Genomic DNA, 19693 nt, shown 5'->3' on the forward strand with positions numbered 1-19693 from the left:
AACCTCACTCCGCCCTGGTCGCCGTCGTGCTCGTGCCCCGGGTGCGGAAGCGGAGCACGAGCCCGGCCAGGATGGCGGCGATCGCCGCTCCGACCAGCCCGTACTCCGTGGACGCCCCGAGTCGATCCGACAGCGTAGCCTGTGTGCGCAGCGGCACCTCCCCGACCAGGGAGGCGGCGGTGAACTGGCTGGTCGACTGGGTCACGGTGCCGTCCGGCTCGACCAGGGCGCTGACCCCGCTGGTGGCCGACACCACGACCGCGCGGCCGTGCTCGACGGCCCGCAGCCGCGCCATCGCCAGCTGCTGGTAGGTCATCTCGCTGTGCCCGTACCAGGCGTTGTTGGTGGGCAGGACGATCAGCTGGGCGCCGTCGTTGACCGCGTCGCGGGAGACGTAGTCGTAGGCGATCTCGTAGCAGATGGGCACGGCCAGCCGGGTGCCGGCGGCGTCGAGCACCGCCGGGGCGGTCCCGGCGCGCATGTCGCCGGTGTCGTCGACGAACGGGGTGAACCAGCGCGCGATCGAGCGCGCGGGGACGAATTCGGCGAAGGGCACCAGTTCCTGCTTGGTGTAGCTCGCGCCGCGGCCGGTGACCGGGTTCCACACGAACTCGGTGTTCTGGGTGCGCTGCCCGGGCTCGCGGTAGCGGGCGCCGATCAGGGTGGGGATGCCCAGGTCGCGCACCGCCTGGTCGATCACCGGGTCGGTGGTGGTGAGGTCGGTGGCGGTCTCCGGCCAGACGATCAGGTCCGGCACAGGCACCGCGCCGGAGCGGATCCGTGCGGCCAGGTCCTCGCTCTGGGCGAGGTGGTTGGCGCGCAGGGTGGGTGATTCGTTGATCAGGTCGAGGCCGACGTCGGGCGCGTTGCCCTGCACGGTGGCGACGGTGCGGGTGCCGGCCTGGGCGCCGGTGCCGATCGTGGGCCACAGCGCCAGCCCGGCGATCACCGGGACCACCGTGGCGATCACCGGGAAGCGCGCGGCGCGCCAGTCGCGGCGGGCGGCGTGCGCGAGTAGCGCGGCCAGGCCGAACCCGGTGACCACGACGGCGAACCCGGTCAGCGGCGCGCCGCCGATCGCGGCGAGCGGGGTGAAGGCGCCCTCGGGCTGGCTGAACGCGACCCGGCCCCACGGGAACCCGCCGAAGGGCCACCAGCTGCGCGGGGTCTCGCTGGCGATGATCACCATCGCCATCCACACCGGCGCGCCGGGCAGCCGGGCGACGACGGTGCAGAACGCGGCCGCCAGCCCGAGGTAGGCGGCCAGGGCGGCGGACAGCCCGGCCCACGGCGCGGGGCCGAAGCCGCGGCCGAGGAAGTCCTGCAGCCAGAACAGCAGCGGCAGGTACAGGCCGAGCCCGAACGCGAAGCCGTAGCCCAGGCCGCCCCAGAACCGCCGTCCGCGCAGCACCACGCCGAGTCCGGCGAAGCCGAGCGGGGCGAGCCACCACAGGTCGCGCGGCGCGAAGGCGAGGTAGAACACGAACCCGGACGCCGCGGCGAGCGCCAGGCGCAGCAGCCACGGCCGCCAGGCCCGCTTCTTCCGGGGAGGTGCCGACGGTCCGGCGGTTTCGGCCACGGGTGCTGCCACGGGGTGAACTCTAGGCCGCGGCGGTGAACGCGTCGTAGAGCACCTCGCCCGCGCGGACGGTGCGCAGGCAGACCGGCAGCGGCGCGTCCGGGTCGAGCGGCGGCAGCGCGGGCACGCGGGAGCGCGGGTCGGTGGACCAGCGCTGCACGCGGGAGTCGGGTGCGGCGACGACGAGGTCGGCGGCGTCCCAGACGGCGTAGTGCGCGGGCGCGCCGGGGACGAGGCTGCCGGTGAGGCCGTCGTTGACGCCCGCCGCGCGGTGGCCGCCGCGGGTGTGGGCGGTGAAAGCGGCGCGGGCGGACAGGCCGGAGCCGGCTGTGCGGTGGTGAACGGCCGCGCGCACGCTGTCCCACGGCTGAACCGGGGTGACCGGGCAGTCGGAGCCGAAGGCGAGCAGGACCCCTTCGGCGGCGAGCATCGCGAACGGGTTCATGCCCGCGGCCCGCTCGGCGCCCAGCCGCTGGGCGTACATGCCCTCCGGACCGCCCCACAGCGCGTCGAACTGGGGCTGCATGGAGCCGGTGACACCCCAGCCGGCCAGTGCCCTGGCCTGATCGGTGTCGATCATCTCCAGGTGTTCCAGCCGGTGGCGGCCGCCGGCCAGCGCGCGTTGCCCGACGGTCTTCTCGGCGAGCTGGAAACCGCGGACCACCTCGGCCACCCCGGCGTCGCCGATGACGTGGAACCCGGCCTGCAACCCGGCTTCGGTGCACGCGATCAGGTGTCCGGCGATGGCGTCGGCGTCGAGGTAGCGGGCGCCGGTGGAGCCGGGTTCGTCGAGGTAGGGCTCGTGCAGCGCGGCGGTGCGGGAGCCCAGGGCACCGTCGACGAACAGGTCGCCGGCCAGGCCGCGCACACCCAGGCGGCGGGCGGTGCCGACGGCTTCGAGTTCGCCCCAGTAGCCGACGACCTCGGGGTGGCCGGGTTCGGCGGCCAGGGCGAGCAGGTCGGCGAGGTCGTCCTCGCCGGAGATGTCCGGGCCGGCGCACTCGTGGACGCTGACGATGCCGCGGGCCGCGGCCAGCCGGAGGAAGGCCTCCTGGGCGCGGCGGCGCTGCTCGCCGGTGAGGGCGGCGCGCACGGCGCGGCGGACGTGGTGGTGCGCGTCGCGGGTCAGGGGTCCCTCGGCGGACCAGCCGGCGGCGTCGCGGGCGGCGGGAGCGAGTTCGACCAGCGCGGTCGACACCAGCGCGGAGTGGACGTCGACGCGGCTGAGGTAGACGGGCACGCCGCCGGCGGCCTCGTCGATCTCGGCGCGGCTGGGCAGCCGGGGCGTGGTCCAGGTGGTCTCGTCCCAGCCGTGGGCGAGGAGGACCTCGCCGGGGCGGGCGGCGGCGCGGATCGCGGCCAGCAGCCCGGCGGCGTCGGTGATCCCGCCGAGGTCCACGCCGGCCAGGTGGAGGCCGGTGGCGGTGGCGTGCACGTGGGCGTCGACGAAGCCGGGGGCGACGAACGCGCCGTCGAGGTCTTCCACGCGGGCGTCCGGGTGGAGGGCGCGGCCGGGGCCGTCCTGGCCGATCCAGACGATCGTGCCGTCCTTGACCGCCATCGCGGTGGCGTCGGGGTTGCTGGGCGAATGGATCCGCCCGCCCAGCAGGAGCGTGGTGCTGTCGTCGGTCACGGTGTCGAGTGTGCACGATGGGTCGCGACGAAAGCATTTACGTCGTATTGTCACTTTCACCGTAAGTTTTGACGCCACAGCGCCGACGAGGAGCAGAGATGACTGCGACCCAGGAATTCTCCCCCGCCGACACCACCGACACCACGGAGGTCGCCGATCAGCCCTACGCCTACCGCCGCACCGAGTTGACCGAACCGGACTGGCGCCGGTTCCCCGGGTGGCGCGAGGTGACCGAAGCGCAGTGGCGGGACGCGCAGTGGCAGCGGGTGCACTGCGTGCGCAACATCAAGCAGCTGCGCGCGGTGCTGGGCGACCTCGTCGCGGAGCGGTTCTACGACGACCTGGCCGCCGACCAGCGCGAGCTGGCGACGATGTCGATGCTGGTGCCGCCGCAGATGCTCAACACCATGTCGGTGGACTCGACCGAGGCGTTCTACGCCGATCCGGTCCGCCGCTACATGCTGCCGGTGCGCAGCGACCGGGACCCGGAGTGGCCCAGCCACCCGCACTCGGCGCGGGATTCGCTGCACGAGGCCGAGATGTGGGTGGTGGAGGGCCTGACCCACCGCTACCCCACCAAGGTGCTGGCCGAGCTGATCTCCACCTGCCCCCAGTACTGCGGCCACTGCACCCGGATGGACCTGGTGGGCAACTCGACCGAGCAGGTGGTCAAGCACAAGCTGGACCTCAAGCCGGTGGACCGCCAGGACGCGATGATCGGCTACCTGCGCCGCACGCCGGGGGTGCGGGACGTGGTGGTGTCCGGCGGGGACGTGGCGAACGTGCCGTGGCACCAGCTGGAGTCGTTCCTGATGCGGCTGCTGGACATCGAGACGGTGCGGGACATCCGGCTGGCGACCAAGGCGCTGGCCGGGCTGCCGCAGCACTGGCTGCAGCCCAAGATCGTGGAGGGCCTGGAGCGGCTGGCCGGCACCGCGCGGCGGCGGGGAGTGAACCTGGCGATCCACACGCACGTCAACCACGTCCAGTCGGTGACGCCGCTGGTGGCCGAGGCGGCGCGGACCGCGCTGGAGGTCGGGGTGCGGGACGTGCGCAACCAGGGGGTGCTGATGCGCGGGGTGAACGCGACCCCGGCGGCGCTGCTGGACCTGTGTTTCGCGCTGCAGGGCGAGGCGAACATCCTGCCGTACTACTTCTACCTGTGCGACATGATCCCCAACGCCGAGCACTGGCGGCTGGCGGTGTGGGAGGCGCAGGAGCTGCAGCACGCGATCATGGGCTACCTCCCGGGCTACGCGACGCCCCGCATCGTGTGCGACGTGCCCTACGTCGGGAAGCGGTGGGTGCACCAGGTCGCCGAGTACGACCGGGAGCGCGGTATTTCCTACTGGACGAAGAACTACCGCACCGGAATCGAACACGCCGACCCCGACGCGCTGCGGCGCCGGTACCCGTTCTACGACCCGATCCCCACCCTGCCCGAAGAGGGCCGCACCTGGTGGGCGGCGCAAGGCTGAGCGGGGCGGGCCGGGGCGATGATCGCGATCGCCGGCAGCGAGCCGCCCGGCAGCAGGCCCGCGGCGGCGCGCAGCAGGCGGTCGGCGATCGTGATCACCAGGTCGGCGACGAACGCGGCGTGCAAGATCCCCCGCGGCAGGGCGGGTGGCGGCCAGTGCGCCCGAGCGCGGCGTCAGCACCCGCAACCTCTAGCTCGAGCCCGCCGCCGTGCCGTGGTTGCCCGCGCCACCCCCAGCTTCGCGCCCTGTGCCGGGAGTTCCAGCGGCGCCCCTGTTGGGCTGGGCGGCCCGGGCTGCACCGGTCCGAGTTCACGGTCATGTTCCGCCGCGAGACCGGGTCGGGCCGAGCGCGGCCCTCACACGTGCCGCAGCGCCTGGTTGAGCAGGTTGCCGCTGTGGTCGAGGCAGTCGTCGCAGATCACGGCGCCTGTTTGGGCGCACCGCATGCGCCGCAGGCCGCGGGTGAAGCCGAAGAAGCTGCGCCGGTCGGTGCGGTCGCAGAACTCGCACGGCGCTCCCCCGGCCCGGATCCGGTCCAGCTCGGTGCCGCCGCGGCTGGTGCGCGGGCGGCCGTCGCGGACGAGGCCGAGCCCGGTTTCCACGCAGCGCGCGCAGATCGGCCCGGCCGGCCCGGGGACGCGCGCCTCGCCGGCCGCGGGCGGGGTGTCGCAGAACCTGCACCGCATCATCCGGTCTTCCCCGTCGGGTGACACCGGAAACCCGCTCACTCCACGCGGGCGATCAGGGCGCCCTGCACGAGCGCGTCGCCCTCCTTGGCCAGCAGCCGCACGATCCCGGCGGCCGGCGAGGAGATCTCCACGTCGGCCTTGTCCAGGGCGACCTCGGCGAGCAGATCCCCTTCGGCGACGCGTTCACCGTCGTGGACGAACCACGTCGCCACCACGCCCTCGGCGTCGGGATCCTTCTCCGACAGCAGCGGGAACAGCACGTCGGTCACGGCGCGACCACCTCCTGCCCGGACATCCAGGATGTGCCGCTCCACACGGTTCTGGCAAGCGCGCGAGCCGGACCTTGAACACCCCGCACCTGGGTGAGCTATGTGTCTTGAACTCCGGGATGGCCAGGCGCCGCGATCACCAAGGACGTGTCGATGCATGATCATCGGGCACCGGGCTCACAAGAGCTTTGGCAGGGCTTCTCTAAACTGCCCCCGGTGCGACGGTTTCGGTGGTGGATCGGCGGGGGCGTTCTGCTCTTCGTCCTGGTGCTGGTGGGGATCTTCGTGTTCACCGGGCCGAGCACACCACCCGGGCCGATCGACCGGCCCGGCCCGCCCGGCACCGGGCCGCTGACGATCGTGTCGATGGGCGACAGCACCCTGTCCGGGGAGGGCGCCGGCGACTACACCGCGGACACCAACGGCGCGAACGGCGACTGGTGCCACCGCTCCCCCAACGCGACGGTGGAACAGACCGACATCCCGGGGATCGTGGAGAAGATCAACCTCGCCTGTTCCGGCGCGCCCGCCGCGCAGGTCGGGCTGGGCGACACCAAGCAGTGGACCGAGCCGTCGCAGGCCGGGCGGCTGGCGGAGCTGGTGAAGACCCACCGGGTCGCGGCGGTCGTGGTGGCCGTGGGCGCCAACGACGACCCGCACTTCTCGCAGCTGATCTCGCAGTGCTTCCAGGCGTGGTTCGTCTCCGGCAACGCCCCCTGCCGCACCGCGATAGCCCCGACCTGGCAGCAGCGGGTCGACGCGATGGTGCCGAAGGTCGTCACGGCGCTCAACGACATCAAGACGGTGCTCGCCCGCGCCGGGTACCAGCCCGGGGACTCCCAGCTGGTGCTGCAGTCCTACGCGGCGCCGATCGGCCCGGGGATCCCGGCGAACCTGCAGAACCTCAACGGGTGCCCGTTCCGCACCGAGGACCTGCGGTGGGTGGTCGATGAGGGCGTGCCGGTGCTCTCGCGCGGCCTGGCGTCGGCGGCGGCGCAGGCCGGGTTGCGGTTCCTGGACCTGTCCCGCGCCGGGCTCGGCCACGAGGCGTGCAGCGGCGGCGCCGACCCGTCGACGGAGTGGTTCAGCCGGCTGACGCTGCAGCTCAACGACCTGGCCGACGCCGACAGGGCGGGCCATGCCATCCAGGAATCGTTTCACCCCAACGCGAACGGGCACGCGCAGTTCGGCCGCTGCCTGAGCGAGTTCCTGGCGACGGACGCGCCGGCCGCGGCGTGCCTCAAGGGCCAGGACGGGAACCTCCACCCGGCGGCGACGGTCACCGCCGGGTAGCTCAGAGGTCGAGCGCGGCGCGCAGGGCGATGTCGACCTGCTCCTGCGTCTGCTGGTCGATCTCGGCGATGCGTTCGACGAGCCAGCCGCGGTAGAGGCGGGTCAGGAACAACGTCGAGATCCAGAACCGGCTGTCCAGCGCGACGCCGAGGATGTCCTGCGGGTCCTCCTCCAGCAGTTCAGTCCCGATCAGCCACGGGCGCTCGGATTCGTTGACGCCGTCGGAGGACAGCAGCAGCACCGTGCGTTCCCGGGCGGGCTGGGTGGGCGGCTTGTACGCCCAGATCTCGCCTTTACGCACCCAGGTCCTTCTCCGCCGCGGCCAGTTCCGCCTCGTCGGCCGCCGCCAGCGCCTCCGCGTCGTGCCGGGCCGGGGCGCGGTAGCCGGTGCGGACCGCCTCCCGGCGGGCGGCGCGGGACAACCACGCCGACAGCGAGATCCCGTGCGCCTTCGCCGCGCGCTCGGCGTACTCGATCGCCGCCGTGTCCAGCGAGAGCGTGACCTTACGAGTTGCCATACCTTTTATCGTACCCTTCGCCCGGCGGTTGTCACACCGTCGGCGGACGGCCTTCGAACGGCGTGGACAGCACCACCGTCGTCCGCGTGGACACCTTCGCCGCCTCGCGGATCCGGCGCAGCAGGTCCTCCAGGTCCCGCGGCGAGGCCACCCGCACCAGCAGGATGTAGGACTCGTCGCCGGCCACCGAGTAGCACGACTCGATCTCGCGGATGTGCTCGATGCGCTGCGGGTAGTCGTCCGGCGCCGCCGGGTCGTTGGGGGTCAGCGAGATCAGCGCGGTCAGCGGCAGCCCGATCTGCTCGCTGTCCAGTCGCGCCACGTACCCCTGGATCACGCCGCGCTGCTCCAGCCGCCGCACGCGCTGGTGCACCGCCGACACCGACAGCCCCACCCGCTCGGCCAGGTCGGTGAAGGAGCAGCGGCCGTCGCCGGCCAGCTCCCGCGCGATCGCCTGGTCCAGCGGCTCCAGCGGCCCGCTCACGAGTCGAGCACGACGAGCTCGTGCGGGCGGTGGTTGAGTGCTTCGACCCCGTCGGCGGTGACCACCACGATGTCCTCGATGCGGGCGCCCCACCGGCCCGGCTGGTAGATGCCCGGTTCGACGCTGAACGCCATGCCCGGCTCCAAGGCCAGGTCGTTGCCCTCGACAATGTAGGGCTCCTCGTGCACGTCGAGCCCGATGCCGTGCCCGGTGCGGTGGATGAAGAACTCCCCGTACCCGGCGTCGGCGATGATCCGGCGCGCGGCGGCGTCGACCGACTGCGCGGTCACCCCGGGCCGCACCGCCTCGACCGCCGCCCGCTGCGCGCGCTGCAGCACCGCATACGTCTCGGCCACGTCGGCGTCGCGCGGCTCGCCGATCGCGTAGGTGCGGGTGGAGTCGGAGTTGTAGCCCTCGGGGAGCGGCCCGCCGATGTCGACCACCACCACGTCGCCGCGCTCGATGACCCGGCCGGACACGTCGTGGTGCGGGCTGGCGCCGTTCGGGCCGGAGCCGACGATCACGAAGTCGGCGTGCAGGTGGCCCTCCTCGACGATCGCGGCGGCGATGTCGGCGCCCACCTCGGCCTCGGTGCGGCCGGGACGCAGCCACTCGGCGACGCGGGCGTGCACGCGGTCGATCGCGGCGCCGGCGCGGCGCAGCGCGTCGATCTCGGCGGCGTCCTTGCGCATCCGCAGCTCGCGGATCACCGGCCCGGCCAGCGTCTGCTCCGCGGAGCCGAGCGCGGCGCGGAAGGCGAGCACGTGCAGCGCGATCAGCCCGTCGCTGACCGCGACCCGGCCGGGCTTGCCGAGCCGGTCGGCGACCATCCGGTAGGGGTCCTCACCGTCGACCCAGGTGACCACCTCGACGCCGAGTTCCTCGGTGGGCACCGCCGCGTAGCCGGGGGCCTCCAGCTTCGGCACGACCAGCGCCGGGGTGCCCTCGGCGGGCACCACGAGGGTGGTCAGCCGCTCGAACGAACCGCCGGCCTCGCCGATCAGGTACCGCAGGTCCGAGCCCGGCGCGATGAGCAGGGCGTCGGTGCCGGCGTCGGCGGTGGCCGCGCGGGCCCGCTCGAGCCGGGCGCGCAGGGTTTCCGGGGCCAGTGCTGGGGTCTCGGGTGAACGGGAGGACATGCACGCAGCGTATCTGGCCCGGGCCCGGACCGCGTCTGGCAGGCTGTGCTCCGTGACACTTGCCCTGCTGGACTCCGCGAGCCTGTACTTCCGCTCGTTCTACGCGCTGCCCGAGTCGATGACCGCGCCGGACGGCACCCCGGTCAACGCGGTGCGCGGGTTCACCGACACGCTGGCCCGGATCGTCACCGACCGGCGGCCCACCCGGCTGGTGGCGTGCCTGGACGCGGACTGGCGCCCGAAGTTCCGCACCGACCTGCTGCCCAGCTACAAGGCGCACCGGGTGGCCGACGCCGTGGCCAACGAGGAGGAGGTGCCGGACACGCTGACCCCGCAGGTGCCGATCATCCTCGAGTTGCTGGAGGCGTTCGGGTTCGCCACCGCGGAGGCGGCCGGGTACGAGGCCGACGACGTGATCGGCGCCCTGACCGCGCACGAGAAGGACGACCCGGTCGAGGTGATCACCGGTGACCGGGACCTGTTCCAGCTGGTGCGCACCGAGCCGACCCCGGCGTCGGTGATCTACGTGGGCAAGGGCTGGGCCAAGGCCGAGGTGCTGGGCCCGGCCGAGATCGCCGAGCGCTACGGCGTGCCGGTGGCGGGCGCCGGCGTCGCCTACGCCGAGATGGCCGTGCTGCGCGGCGACCCGTCCGACGGGCTGCCGGGTGTCGCCGGGATCGGCGAGAAGACCGCGGCCAAGCTGATCACCCAGTTCGGCTCGCTCGACGGGCTGATCGCCGCGGCCGCCGCGGGCAGCAAGGACGTGCCGCCGAAGACGCGGGTGCGGCTCGCCGAGGCCGAGGAGTACCTGCGCGTGGCGCCGACGGTGGTCAGGGTCGCCGCGGACGCGCCGGTGTCGGTGTCCGGCTCCGACGCGGTGCCGGCGTCGCCGGCCGATCCGGACCGCGTGCTGGAGCTGGCGGAGCGGTGGAACCTGGGCAGCTCGGCGACCCGCCTGGTCAAGGCCCTCACCGCGAACGCCCGCTGATCCGGCGGCCGCACCCGGCCGGCGCCGCTCGTGGTCAGCCGCCGGCGGAGGACGCTCGCTGGGACTGGATCGCCTTGCGCAGGGCCTTCACCACCGGTTCCACCGGGCGCCCCAGTTCGCTCAGCCGGGCCTGGTACTGGCGCCGTTCCGCGCGGCTGAGCACCGTGCGCAGCTCCGCGGTGCCGGCCAGGGCGCACAGCGCGCCCAGCCGCGGGTCCACCCGGGAGGCCGGTTGCCCGCCGCGCACCGTGCGCCGCACCTCCTCCGCCATCCGCTTGGTCTCGTGTGGCCGGGGCAGCGTGATCCGGTGCACCGGGAACAGCCCGAGTACCCGCCGCGAGTCGACCTTGATCACGCTCTCCGCGGCCAGGTGTTCGCGCACCAGGGGCACGATCCGGCTGGCGCTGCGGGACACCCAGCGCCGCCACGAGCGGGGCGGGCTGTCGGTGATCTCCCGCAGCACCAGTTCCAGCACCGGGTCCAGCCCGGGCGCGGGACCGGCTGGGGCGGCCTTGCCGCCGTGGTCGGCGAGGTAGCCGCCGAGCACCAGGTCGGCCAGCGCCGCGGCCCGCAGGGCGATGCCCAGTTCGGACCGCGACACCAGGCGCTTTTTCTCCGTGTCGTAGGCCAGCAGGAAGAGCCGCGCGGCCAGCGAGTCAGGCCTGTCCATCCTCGTCCCCCTTCTTCGGGCGTCCCCGCGGGCGCATCCGGCCCACCTCGCGGGGCAGCCGCCCGGCGTCGGCGAGGGCCTTGCGCAGCAGGAACTCGATCTGCGCGTTGGTGCTGCGCAGCTCGTCGGCCGCCCAGCGGGCCAGCGCGTCGTGCACGGCCGGGTCGAGCCGCAGCAGGATCTTCTTCCGTTCGGCCGGCATCTACTGGTACAGGGTCCCGGTGTTGACTACCGGCTGCGCGTCGCGGTCGCCGACGAGCACCACCAGCAGGTTGCTCACCATCGTGGCCTTGCGTTCCTCGTCCAGCTCGACCACGTCGTGCCGCGCCAGCCGGTCCAGCGCCATCTCCACCATGCCGACCGCGCCTTCCACGATGCGCTGGCGCGCGGCGACCACCGCCCCGGCCTGCTGGCGCCGCAGCATCGCCTGGGCGATCTCCGGGGCGTAGGCCAGGTGGGTGATGCGGGATTCGATGATCTTCACCCCGGCGGAGGCGACGCGCGTGGCGATCTCCGCCGACAGCTTCTCGGTGATCTCGTCGCCGTTGTCCCGCAGCGACAACCGGGTGGTGTCGGCGTTGTCGTAGGGGTAGGCGTTGGCGATGTGCCGGACCGCGGTCTCACTCTGGATGGCGACGAACTCGACGAAGTCGTCCACTTCGAACACCGCCTGCGCGGTGTCTTCGACCTGCCACACCACGACGGCCGCGATCTCGATCGGGTTGCCGTCGGCCTCGTTGACCTTGGCGACGCCGGTCTCGTGGTTGCGGATGCGGGTGGAGACCTTGCGCCGCTGGGTGAACGGGTTGACCCACTGCAGCCCGGTGGTGCGCAGCGTGCCGACGTAGCGGCCGAGCAGCTGCACCACGCGCGCCTCCCCCGGCGCGACCGGGGTCAGCCCGCCGGCCAGCACGAGCCCGGCGAGCGCGGCGACCACCCCGGCGCCGATCATCGCCCCCGACCCGCCGCTGGTGGCCAGCAGCGCGACACCGCCGGCCACCAGCACCACCGCGACGCCCAGCATCACGAACCCGTTGACCGCACGCACCAGGCGTTCCCGCGTCCGCGGCGCCGGCATGTCCACGACCGTCTCCATGGGGGCTCCCCTCAGTTCCTTGCTCCGATGGCTCGAATGTAGCATAGTGATATCACTTTTTCAGCGCTGGACGGAAGGGGGACGACGTGGCGGACAGGCGGCTGGAGATCGACGGCCTGACGAAGCGGTACGGGCAACGACAGGCGTTGTCGGACATGACGTTCGACGTGCGCGCCGGTGAGCTGTTCGGGTTCGTGGGCAGCAACGGCGCGGGCAAGACCACGACGATGCGGATCGTGCTGGGGGTTCTGGCGGCCGACGCGGGCCAGGTGCGCTGGGACGGCGCGCCGGTGAGCTTGGAGACGCGGCGGCACATCGGTTACATGCCCGAGGAACGCGGCCTCTACCCGAAGATGAAGGTCGGTGAGCAGCTGGTCTACCTGGCGCGGCTGCACGGGATGCCGGCCGCGGCGGCGCGCCGGTCGGTGGAGACCTGGACCGAGCGGCTGGGGGTGGCCGCGCGCCGCGACGACGAGGTGCAAAAGCTCAGCCTGGGCAACCAGCAGCGTGTCCAGCTGGCCGCGGCGCTGGTGCACGACCCGGCGATCCTGGTGCTCGACGAGCCGTTCTCCGGGCTGGACCCGGTCGCGGTCGACGTGATGAGCCAGGTGCTGCGGGAGAAGGCCGCCGAGGGCGTGCCGGTGGTGTTCTCCAGCCACCAGCTGGACCTGGTCGAGCGGTTGTGCGACCGGATCGGCATCGTGCGGGACGGCCGGATGGTCGCCTGCGGCAGGGTGGCCGAGCTGCAGGCCGGTTCGGTGGTGCGACTGCTGGTCGAGGCGCCCGCCGCGCCGCCCGGCTGGGCCGACGGGCTGCCCGGGGTGACGGTGCTGGGCCAGGCGGACGGCCGCACCGAGCTGGAGCTGGCCGACGGCGCCGACGACCAGGCCGTGCTGCGTGCGGCGCTGGCGAGCGGGCCGGTGCACGAGTTCGCGCGGCGGCGGCAGTCGCTGACCGAGCTGTTCCGGCACGTCGTCACGACCGAGGAGGTGGCGGCGTGAACCAGGGTGGCTGGGCGGGTGTCTCGCTCATCGCGTCGCGGGAGATCGGCATCCGGTTGCGGTCGAAGGCCTACCGGCTGAGCACGCTGGCGCTGCTGGTGGTGATCGTCGGGTTCACCGTGGTGATGAAGCTGATCGGCGGTGGCGGCGCGGACGCCACGGTCGGCGTGACCGGGCCGACCGCGTCGCTGGCCGCGCCGCTGCAGGCCGCCGGGCAGGCGGTCGGCGAGTCCGTCGAGGTGCGCACGGTGCCCGACGAGACCGCGGGCCGCACCCAGGTCGGCGACGGCGACCTGGACGCGCTGCTGGTCGGCGACGGCTCGCGCGTGCAGGTCGTGGTGAAGAAGGACCTCGATGGCAACCTGCGCACCGCGTTGAACGTGCTGGCCGGGCAGCTGGCGCTCAACCAGCAGATCACCAGCCTGGGCGGCGATCCGGCGCGGGTGAACGCGGCGGTCGCCGGCGCCGGGGTGGACGTGCGGCCGATGGAACAGCCCTACCCCTACAACGGGCAGCAACTGGTGCTGGGGATCGTCGCCGGGGTGCTCATTTACCTGTCGCTGCTGCTCAACGGGCAGTCGGTGGCGCAGGGCGTGGTCGAGGAGAAGACCAGCCGGGTCGTCGAACTGCTGCTGGCGACGGTGCGGCCGTGGCAGCTGATGACCGGCAAGGTGCTGGGCATCGGCGCGGTCGGGCTGATCCAGATGGTCGTGATCGGCGTGGTGGGGATCGTGGCGGGGCTGGCGACCGGGGTGCTGACGATCTCGGTGTCGGCCGCGGCGGGCACCGTGGTGTGGCTGATCGTGTGGTACCTGCTCGGGTTCCTGATGTACTCGATCGTGTTCGCCGGGCTGGGCGCGCTGGTGTCGCGGCAGGAGGACGTGGGCGGCGCGATCACGCCGGCGCTGTTCTTCGTCATCGCCGGGTACGTCGTGGGGATCTCGGTGCTGCCCGGCGATCCGGGCAGCGGGCTGGTCGCGGCGCTGTCGGTGATCCCGGTGTTCGCGCCGACGCTGATGCCGATGCGCCTGGCGATGGGCGGGGTGGCGCCGTGGGAGGCGATCCTGTCGGTCGGGCTGGTCGTGGCGCTGATCCCGGCGCTGGTGTGGCTGTCGGCGCGGATCTACCGCAACGCGGTGCTGCGCACCGGCGCGAAGGTCGGTTTCCGGGAGGCGCTGCGCGCGGCGTAGGAGCGCAAGAACGGAGAAGACCGGCGGGCCGCGGGGTTCTAGGGTCGGAAGTCAGCCGGCCCCGCCTGGGGGCGGGGCCGGCCTTCCACCGAGCTGCCGGTGGTGGAGAAGGAACTCACGCGGCGGCGTGAGCTGGCGATGGTGGAGATCACCGAGCCCTCCACCTTCCAGGGGCCGGACGGGCCGGCGAGCCTGCTCGACGTGTTCGAGGGCCGTCCGCAGCTGGCGATCGGGCAGTTCATGTTCGCCCCGGAGTGGGACGAAGATCGAGGGTACTAGGCGAAGAAGGGCTGGCGCTGTCCCTGGTACTCCTCCTACGGCAACGATTTCAACCACGACTTCGGCGTCACGCTGGACGAGTCCTCGACCTACAACTACCGCACGAAGGACGAGCACGAGCGCGCCGGCACCGGCTACTACTTCGACGGCGAACCGCCGCTGGAGGCGCCGGGCACGAGTTTCTTCCTGCGGGTCGGTGACCGGGTGTTCCACACCTACTCCACCTACGGGCGGGGCGCGGAGCAGCTCGGCGGCTCCTACTACGACCTGGATCTGACCGCCCTGGTGCGACACGAGCAGTGGGAGGAGCCGACCGGCCGCGCCGCCGCGGTGCGCACGGCGCGGCCCGACTTCTCCACCTAGCGGCTCAGCCGCTGGTAGCGGCGCACCGACAGCGGCAGGAACACCGCGATCAGCGCCACCGGCCACAGCACCGCCAGCAGCAGGGCGTGCTCGGCGAACCAGCCGCCGCTGTCCCACCCCGGGTTGCCGAACAGCTCCCGCACCGCGGCCGCCGTCGCCGAGAGCGGGTTGGCGTTGGCGACCGCGCCGAGCCAGCCGGGCATCGTGCCGGGTGAGACGAACACGTTGGACAGGAAACCCAGCGGCCACACCAGGATCTGCAGCGCGACCACGCTCTCCGGGCCCTTCGCGACCAGCCCGAGGTAGAGCCCCAGCCACAGGATCCCGAACCGCAGCAGCACCAGCAGCCCGAACGCGGCCAGCGCCGCCCCGAGGCCCTCGTGCCAGCGCCACCCGGTCAGCCACCCGAACCCGGCGAGCACCACCAGCCCGGCCACCGAGCTGAGCAGGTCGGCCACCGCGCGCCCGGCCACCGGCGCCGACGCCGCCATCGGCAGCGAGCGGAACCGGTCGGTGGAGCCGCGCGCCACGTCGGTGGCGATCGCGGTGTAGGTGGACTCGATGCCGAACACCATCGCCAGCGCGAACATGCCGGGCACCAGGAACTCGCGGTAGTCCCCCGGCGCGGCCATCGCGCCGCCGAACAGGTAGCCGAACATCACCAGGGTCAGGACGGGGAACAGCAGCCCGACGATCACCGGCGCGGGCTGGCGCGCCCAGTGCGCCAGCTCCCGCCGGGTCATGGTCCAGCCGTCGGCGATCGTCCACCGCAGGGTGGTCATGCCGGCACCTCCTCGCGTGCGGTCAGCTTCAGGAACACCTCGTCCAGCGTGGGGCGGCGCAGGGTGAGGTCGGCGATGCCGATCCCGGCCTCGTCGTAGGCGGCGGCCAGCCCGGTCAGGTCCCGCACCCGGTCGGCCACCGGCACGCTCAGACCGCCCTCGCCCAGGTCGGCCTGGTTCCCGGTGACCCGGACCGCCAGCGCGGCCGCGGCGGGCAGGTCGGCGGCGTCGCGCAGCACCACCTCGACCCGGTCACCGCCCAGCCGGGACTTCAGCTCCGCCGGGGTGCCCTCGTCGGCGATCCGGCCGCGGTCGAGCACGGCGATGCGCCCGGCGAGCTGGTCGGCCTCGTCCAGGTACTGCGTGGTGAGCAGGACCGTGGTGCCGTCGGCGACCAGTTCGCGCACCGCGGCCCACACCTCGCTGCGCCCGCGCGGGTCCAGGCCCGTGGTGGGCTCGTCGAGGAACAGCACCGCGGGCGAGCGCAGCAGCCCGGCGGCGAGGTCGAGCCGTCGCCGCATGCCGCCGGAGTACTGCTTCACCGGCTTCTCCCCCGCCTCGGCCAGGCCCATCCGGGTCAGCAGCTCGTCGGCCCGCTGCCGCGCCCGGCGCCCGCCGAGGTGGTAGAGCCGGCCGAACATCTCCAGGTTCTGCCGCCCGGACAGCACCTCGTCCACCGCGGCGTGCTGCCCGACCAGCCCGATCCGGTAGCGGACCTGCGCGGCCTGCCGGCGGGCGTCGAACCCGGCGACCAGGACCTTCCCGGCGTCCGGCCGCAGCAGCGTGGCCAGGATGCGCACGCACGTGGTCTTGCCTGCGCCATTGGGGCCGAGCAGGCCGAACACGGTCCCGGCCGGCACGGTCAGGTCCAGGTCGGCGAGCACGGTCTGGTCGCCGTAGCGTTTGCGCAGCCCCTTCGCCACGACGGCGTTTTCGGTGGTCAACACCCGTCTCCTTCAACTCCGTATGCTGTACGGACAAACTATCGTACACGGTACGGAGTTCGTTACCGGCAGAATGGGCCGCGAGATGACCGAGTTCAGCGCGAGCGGCGATCCGAAACGCACCCTCGAGCTCCTGTGGGGTCTGCAGGAGCCGTCGTCGCGGGGACCGAAGGCCCGGTTCACCGTCGAGGACGTCACCCGGGTCGCGATCAAGCTCGCCGACGCCGCGGGCCTGGCGGCGCTGTCGATGCGCAAGGTCGCCGAGGAACTGGGCGCCGGCACCATGTCGCTCTACACCTACGTGCCGGGCAAGGCCGAGCTGCTGGACCTGATGGTCGACGCGGTCGTGGCCGAGACCGCCCGCCCGGACGACGTGCCCGGCGGCTGGCGGGGCCGGCTGGAGCAGATCGCGCGCGAGAACGCGGCGGTGTACCGGCGGCACCCGTGGCTGCTGCAGGTCGCCACGGGCCGTCCGCCGATGGGCCCGAACGTGATCGCCAAGTACGACTACGAGTTGCGCGCACTGGAGGGCACCGGGCTCACCGACGTCGAGATGGACCAGGTGCTGGCGCTGGTGCTGGGGTTCGTGCACAGCGCGATGCGCGGGGTGATCGAGGCCGAGCAGGCGGCGCGGCGCAGCGGCCAGAACGACGTGCAGTGGTGGGAGTCCTACGCGCCACTGCTGGAGAGGATCTTCGACCCCGAGCGGTTCCCCGTGGCCGCCCGGGTCGGCTCCGCCGCCGGCGAGGCCTACCAGGCGCCGACCGATCCACACGCGTTCGAGTTCGGCCTGGCACGCATCCTGGACGGCGTCGAGGCGCTCATCACCTCGCGGCGGTGAGCCTCAGAACGGGGTGCCGCACCACGGGGTGACCCGGGTGGCGAACAGGGTGTCGGCGTGCGGCAGCGCCGCCGGGTTGAGCACCTCGAGCCGTCCGGCGGCGGCGAGCGCGCTGGGCGGGCGGTCGCCGAGGTAGAGCATCGCCAGCGTCTCCGGGCCGGTGCGCAGGTCCGCGGCGCCGGTGGTGGCCTCGGCCCCGCCGGGGGTGATGCGGTAGCGGCCGGAGTTGGCGGGCAACTGCGGATCGGCCACCTCGACCACGACCGGCTCACCGGGCCCCCACTCGCGGGCGGCGAGCGCGGCCGGGACGTCGACCAGGCGCAGCCAGCTCTCGTCGTCCAGGCCGGTCACCGCGCAGGCGCGGGGGTCGGTGAGCATCGCCGCGAGCGGGTCGTCCAGCGGCCGCCCCGGGGCACGCACCTCGGAGACGAGGTCGACCCGCAGCAGGAACCGCCACAACCCGGCCACCGCCGCGGTGTCCGCGGCGTGCAAGTCGCCGACGGTGAGCGCCGCGCCGAGGTTCGGCTGGTCGAAGGTGCGCAGGTCTTCGGTGCGGTAGAGCACGAAGCCGTCGTCCCCGCGCGGTCCACTGTGGACGGCGACCTGGTGTTCGCCGATCAGGCGCTCCCGCGCGTAGGACCACCACACCTCGCGCCGCTCGATCATCCCCGCCCGGGACAGGCCCATCTCCGCGTACAGCCGGGGAACGAGCTCCTGCGCCTCGGCCGTGCCGAGCAGCCGCACCTCACCGCCGGACGGGGCGTCGGCGCGGAAGCTCGCCCCGGCGACGCGCAGGCTCTGGCCGCGGCTGGCGATCCCGTAGCCGAAACGGCCGTAGATGGTGGCCTCGCTGGCGTGCAGGACCGCCAGCACGTCGCCACGGCGGGCGCAGTCGGCCAGCTGGGCGGCCATCAGCGCGGTGAGGACGCCTCGGCGCGTGTGGTCGGCCCGCACGGCGACCCCGTCCACGGCCGCTGCGGGAAGCGCTTTCCCGCCCGGCACGGCGAGCCGCGTGGCGAACGAGCCCGTGACGCCGACCGGTTCCCCGCTGGCGAACGCGCCGAACCGGCGTTCGGCCGGGAAGGACCCCTCCCGGCGGGCCCAGTACTCGTCGGTCACGGTCCGGTGCAGGGCGCGGCCGAGCACCTCGAACGCCGCCCGCTCCTCCCCCGGCTCCAGGGGCCGGATCCGGTAGTCGCCGGAGGAGCCCCGCACCGTGATCGTCACCATCTCCTGTGTCAGAAGTGAGTACCACACCACGCCGGGACGGGCGTGGCGAACAACCGGTCCGCCCGCTCCACCGCGCCCGGGTCGGCCGGCTGGATGCGCCCGGCCGCGGCCAGCAGCGACGGCCGCCACGCGCCGAGGTAGACCATGGCCAGCGCGTCCACCCCGAGCCGCACGTCGGCCGTGGCGTCGGTGCGGCGGACACCCTCCGGCGACACCTCGTAGCGCCCGGAGTTGTCCTCCAGCACCGGGTCCACCACCTCCAGCACGACCGGCTCACCGGAGTACTCGCGCGCGCCGAGCGCGGTGGGCACGTCCACCAGTCGCAGCCACAGCTCGTCCCCGCCGCCGGTGTCCTTCACGGCGCGGAGGTCGGTGAACAGCAGCTCCACCGGCTCGTCCACCGGGCGCTCATCGGCGCGCAGCGTGTCGACGAGGTCGACGCCGAGCAGGTAGCGCCACAGCCCGTTGAACGCCTCGTCGGTCCCGGTCTGCAGGCTGAGGACCTCCAGCACGGCGGGGTCGTTCCAGTGCTTGCGTTCGACGGTGTAGATGGCGTAGCCGTCCGGGCCGTTCGTGCCGTGGTGCACGGCCGTCACGATCGGGCTGGTCGCTTCGCGGGCGTGCCGTTCCCAGCCGGGCCACCAGTACGGCGGGCGGGTCATCATGCCGGGCCGGGTGTGCGGCAGGGACGCGTACAGCTCGGGCAGGCGCTCCAGCGCGGTGTCCAGCGACCACAGCTCGACCTGCCCGCCGCTGGGGACATCGGGGCGCAGCACGGCGCGGCGCCGGTCGATCCGGTAGCTGCGGCTGCGCGTGGTGACGCCGTAGCCGAAGCGGTTGTAGATGACGCCTTCGCTGGCGCGCAGCGCGGCGAAGGGCAGTCCGCGGCCGGCGATGTCGGTGAGCTGGGCGCGCATGAGCTCGGTGAGGATCCCGCGGCGGGTCCGGTCGGGCCGGACGCCGACGCCGGTGACCGCGGCGACCCCGGCGCGGGCGCCGCCGGGCAGGGTGATCTCGGCGTCGAACGAGCGGGCGGTGCCGATCAGCTCGGTGTCGAACGCGCCCAGGGTGCGGCCCGGCTGCAGCGCGCGTTCGGTGATCGGCCACGTCTCGTCGGTGGTGGGGACGGCGTGGAGGGTGGAGCGGAACAGGTCGGCGGCGGCGCGGTGCTCGTCGGGTCGCAACGTGCGCACGGTGTAGTCACTCACGACGCGATCGTTCCCGACG

Annotated in this window: 21 protein-coding genes and 1 pseudogene; 7 read left to right on the forward strand and 15 right to left on the reverse strand. The window is 73.3% G+C overall.

What is annotated here, in order from left to right; all coding sequences use genetic code 11:
- Positions 1 to 4: 4 nt before the first annotated feature.
- Both lnt and IE290_RS05515 read right to left on the reverse strand, forming a co-directional pair.
- Positions 5 to 1579 (reverse strand): apolipoprotein N-acyltransferase, encoded by a 1575-nt coding sequence (gene lnt / locus IE290_RS05510; protein WP_191243972.1) that lies wholly within the window; start codon positions 1577 to 1579, stop codon positions 5 to 7.
- Between the two features lie 22 nt (positions 1580 to 1601).
- Positions 1602 to 3212: an amidohydrolase gene (locus IE290_RS05515; protein ID WP_191243362.1), complete on the reverse strand. Its 1611-nt coding sequence runs from the start codon at positions 3210 to 3212 to the stop codon at positions 1602 to 1604.
- 98 nt (positions 3213 to 3310) lie between these two features.
- On the opposite strand from IE290_RS05515, the gene IE290_RS05520 reads away from it, so the two are divergent.
- Positions 3311 to 4690 carry a KamA family radical SAM protein gene (locus IE290_RS05520; protein ID WP_191243363.1) on the forward strand — a complete coding sequence of 460 codons (1380 nt, stop codon included), beginning with the start codon at positions 3311 to 3313 and terminating at the stop codon, positions 4688 to 4690.
- A 356-nt stretch (positions 4691 to 5046) separates the two neighbouring features.
- Here IE290_RS05520 and IE290_RS05525 read toward each other — a convergent pair whose 3' ends face one another.
- Together IE290_RS05525 and IE290_RS05530 are read right to left on the reverse strand one after the other, a co-directional pair.
- Positions 5047 to 5379, reverse strand: a complete 333-nt coding sequence (locus IE290_RS05525; protein WP_191243364.1) for a hypothetical protein — start codon at positions 5377 to 5379, stop codon at positions 5047 to 5049.
- A gap of 35 nt (positions 5380 to 5414) precedes the next feature.
- Complete coding sequence (locus IE290_RS05530) at positions 5415 to 5648, reverse strand: biotin/lipoyl-containing protein (protein ID WP_191243365.1); 234 nt, start codon at positions 5646 to 5648, stop codon at positions 5415 to 5417.
- Positions 5649 to 5864: 216 nt separating this feature from the next.
- On the opposite strand from IE290_RS05530, the gene IE290_RS05535 reads away from it, so the two are divergent.
- A complete protein-coding gene (locus tag IE290_RS05535; protein ID WP_191243366.1) occupies positions 5865 to 6941 on the forward strand; it encodes a GDSL-type esterase/lipase family protein in 1077 nt (358 codons plus the stop codon).
- Between the two features lies 1 nt (position 6942).
- Here IE290_RS05535 and IE290_RS05540 read toward each other — a convergent pair whose 3' ends face one another.
- The 4 genes from IE290_RS05540 to IE290_RS05555 are packed head-to-tail and all read right to left on the reverse strand — an operon-like array spanning position 6943 to position 9082.
- Positions 6943 to 7242 carry a hypothetical protein gene (locus IE290_RS05540; RefSeq protein ID WP_191243367.1) on the reverse strand — a complete coding sequence of 100 codons (300 nt, stop codon included), beginning with the start codon at positions 7240 to 7242 and terminating at the stop codon, positions 6943 to 6945.
- A complete protein-coding gene (locus IE290_RS05545; RefSeq protein ID WP_027929834.1) occupies positions 7235 to 7459 on the reverse strand; it encodes a hypothetical protein in 225 nt (74 codons plus the stop codon). The genes IE290_RS05540 and IE290_RS05545 overlap by 8 nt, the downstream gene beginning before the upstream one ends.
- Before the next feature lie 31 nt (positions 7460 to 7490).
- Positions 7491 to 7943 carry an Lrp/AsnC family transcriptional regulator gene (locus IE290_RS05550; protein ID WP_017982434.1) on the reverse strand — a complete coding sequence of 151 codons (453 nt, stop codon included), beginning with the start codon at positions 7941 to 7943 and terminating at the stop codon, positions 7491 to 7493.
- Complete coding sequence (locus IE290_RS05555; RefSeq protein ID WP_191243368.1) at positions 7940 to 9082, reverse strand: M24 family metallopeptidase; 1143 nt, start codon at positions 9080 to 9082, stop codon at positions 7940 to 7942. Before IE290_RS05555 ends, IE290_RS05550 begins: the two co-directional genes overlap by 4 nt.
- On the opposite strand from IE290_RS05555, the gene IE290_RS05560 reads away from it, so the two are divergent.
- Entirely contained in the window at positions 9081 to 10070 is a 990-nt protein-coding gene (locus IE290_RS05560) for a 5'-3' exonuclease (protein ID WP_191243369.1), read from the forward strand. The two genes, IE290_RS05555 and IE290_RS05560, sit on opposite strands and share 2 nt — an antisense overlap.
- A gap of 34 nt (positions 10071 to 10104) precedes the next feature.
- On the opposite strand, the gene IE290_RS05565 is transcribed toward IE290_RS05560, so the two are convergent.
- Genes IE290_RS05565 through IE290_RS05575 form a run of 3 tightly spaced genes read right to left on the reverse strand, consistent with a single transcriptional unit; the run spans position 10105 to position 11836 of the window.
- Positions 10105 to 10740, reverse strand: a complete 636-nt coding sequence (locus IE290_RS05565) for a GOLPH3/VPS74 family protein (protein WP_191243370.1) — start codon at positions 10738 to 10740, stop codon at positions 10105 to 10107.
- Positions 10727 to 10942: a type II toxin-antitoxin system antitoxin gene (locus IE290_RS05570; RefSeq protein ID WP_020417847.1), complete on the reverse strand. Its 216-nt coding sequence runs from the start codon at positions 10940 to 10942 to the stop codon at positions 10727 to 10729. Before IE290_RS05570 ends, IE290_RS05565 begins: the two co-directional genes overlap by 14 nt.
- Positions 10943 to 11836 carry an SPFH domain-containing protein gene (locus tag IE290_RS05575; protein WP_191243371.1) on the reverse strand — a complete coding sequence of 298 codons (894 nt, stop codon included), beginning with the start codon at positions 11834 to 11836 and terminating at the stop codon, positions 10943 to 10945. It abuts the gene before it with no gap.
- Positions 11837 to 11922: 86 nt separating this feature from the next.
- On the opposite strand from IE290_RS05575, the gene IE290_RS05580 reads away from it, so the two are divergent.
- From IE290_RS05580 to IE290_RS05590, 3 genes and pseudogenes are all read left to right on the forward strand, one after another.
- Positions 11923 to 12837: an ABC transporter ATP-binding protein gene (locus IE290_RS05580; RefSeq protein WP_191243372.1), complete on the forward strand. Its 915-nt coding sequence runs from the start codon at positions 11923 to 11925 to the stop codon at positions 12835 to 12837.
- Entirely contained in the window at positions 12834 to 14027 is a 1194-nt protein-coding gene (locus IE290_RS05585; protein ID WP_191243373.1) for an ABC transporter permease, read from the forward strand. Before IE290_RS05580 ends, IE290_RS05585 begins: the two co-directional genes overlap by 4 nt.
- Before the next feature lie 102 nt (positions 14028 to 14129).
- Positions 14130 to 14669: pseudogene (locus IE290_RS05590) on the forward strand (DUF899 family protein).
- On the opposite strand, the gene IE290_RS05595 reads toward IE290_RS05590, so the two are convergent.
- Positions 14666 to 15451 carry an ABC transporter permease gene (locus IE290_RS05595; protein ID WP_191243374.1) on the reverse strand — a complete coding sequence of 262 codons (786 nt, stop codon included), beginning with the start codon at positions 15449 to 15451 and terminating at the stop codon, positions 14666 to 14668. The pseudogene IE290_RS05590 and the gene IE290_RS05595 overlap by 4 nt on opposite strands.
- Positions 15448 to 16398 carry an ATP-binding cassette domain-containing protein gene (locus IE290_RS05600; protein ID WP_191243375.1) on the reverse strand — a complete coding sequence of 317 codons (951 nt, stop codon included), beginning with the start codon at positions 16396 to 16398 and terminating at the stop codon, positions 15448 to 15450. The genes IE290_RS05595 and IE290_RS05600 overlap by 4 nt, the downstream gene beginning before the upstream one ends.
- Before the next feature lie 82 nt (positions 16399 to 16480).
- Between IE290_RS05600 and IE290_RS05605 the strand changes: the two genes are divergently transcribed.
- A complete protein-coding gene (locus IE290_RS05605; RefSeq protein ID WP_191243376.1) occupies positions 16481 to 17236 on the forward strand; it encodes a TetR/AcrR family transcriptional regulator C-terminal domain-containing protein in 756 nt (251 codons plus the stop codon).
- A gap of 3 nt (positions 17237 to 17239) precedes the next feature.
- Here IE290_RS05605 and IE290_RS05610 read toward each other — a convergent pair whose 3' ends face one another.
- Both IE290_RS05610 and IE290_RS05615 read right to left on the reverse strand, forming a co-directional pair.
- A complete protein-coding gene (locus IE290_RS05610) occupies positions 17240 to 18466 on the reverse strand; it encodes a GNAT family N-acetyltransferase (RefSeq protein ID WP_191243377.1) in 1227 nt (408 codons plus the stop codon).
- Between the two features lie 8 nt (positions 18467 to 18474).
- The gene (locus tag IE290_RS05615) at positions 18475 to 19674 is read right to left on the reverse strand and encodes a GNAT family N-acetyltransferase (RefSeq protein WP_191243378.1); all 1200 of its coding nucleotides are present in this window, start codon (positions 19672 to 19674) and stop codon (positions 18475 to 18477) included.
- Positions 19675 to 19693 lie beyond the last annotated feature (19 nt).

The organism is Amycolatopsis deserti, from assembly GCF_014653945.1.
Taxonomy (GTDB): Bacteria; Actinomycetota; Actinomycetes; order Mycobacteriales; family Pseudonocardiaceae; genus Amycolatopsis_E; species Amycolatopsis_E deserti.

Excerpts from the sequence above, each read along its gene's own strand:
- IE290_RS05520 (WP_191243363.1), top strand. The coding sequence starts at position 3,311 with ATGACTGCGACCCAGGAATTCTCCCCCGCCGACACCACCGACACCACG.
- IE290_RS05525 (WP_191243364.1), bottom strand. The coding sequence starts at position 5,379 with ATGATGCGGTGCAGGTTCTGCGACACCCCGCCCGCGGCCGGCGAGGCG.
- IE290_RS05545 (WP_027929834.1), bottom strand. The coding sequence starts at position 7,459 with ATGGCAACTCGTAAGGTCACGCTCTCGCTGGACACGGCGGCGATCGAG.
- IE290_RS05560 (WP_191243369.1), top strand. The coding sequence starts at position 9,081 with ATGCACGCAGCGTATCTGGCCCGGGCCCGGACCGCGTCTGGCAGGCTG.
- IE290_RS05555 (WP_191243368.1), bottom strand. The coding sequence starts at position 9,082 with ATGTCCTCCCGTTCACCCGAGACCCCAGCACTGGCCCCGGAAACCCTG.
- IE290_RS05565 (WP_191243370.1), bottom strand. The coding sequence starts at position 10,740 with ATGGACAGGCCTGACTCGCTGGCCGCGCGGCTCTTCCTGCTGGCCTAC.
- IE290_RS05570 (WP_020417847.1), bottom strand. The coding sequence starts at position 10,942 with ATGCCGGCCGAACGGAAGAAGATCCTGCTGCGGCTCGACCCGGCCGTG.
- IE290_RS05575 (WP_191243371.1), bottom strand. The coding sequence starts at position 11,836 with ATGGAGACGGTCGTGGACATGCCGGCGCCGCGGACGCGGGAACGCCTG.
- IE290_RS05595 (WP_191243374.1), bottom strand. The coding sequence starts at position 15,451 with ATGACCACCCTGCGGTGGACGATCGCCGACGGCTGGACCATGACCCGG.
- IE290_RS05605 (WP_191243376.1), top strand. The coding sequence starts at position 16,481 with ATGACCGAGTTCAGCGCGAGCGGCGATCCGAAACGCACCCTCGAGCTC.
- IE290_RS05610 (WP_191243377.1), bottom strand. The coding sequence starts at position 18,466 with ATGGTGACGATCACGGTGCGGGGCTCCTCCGGCGACTACCGGATCCGG.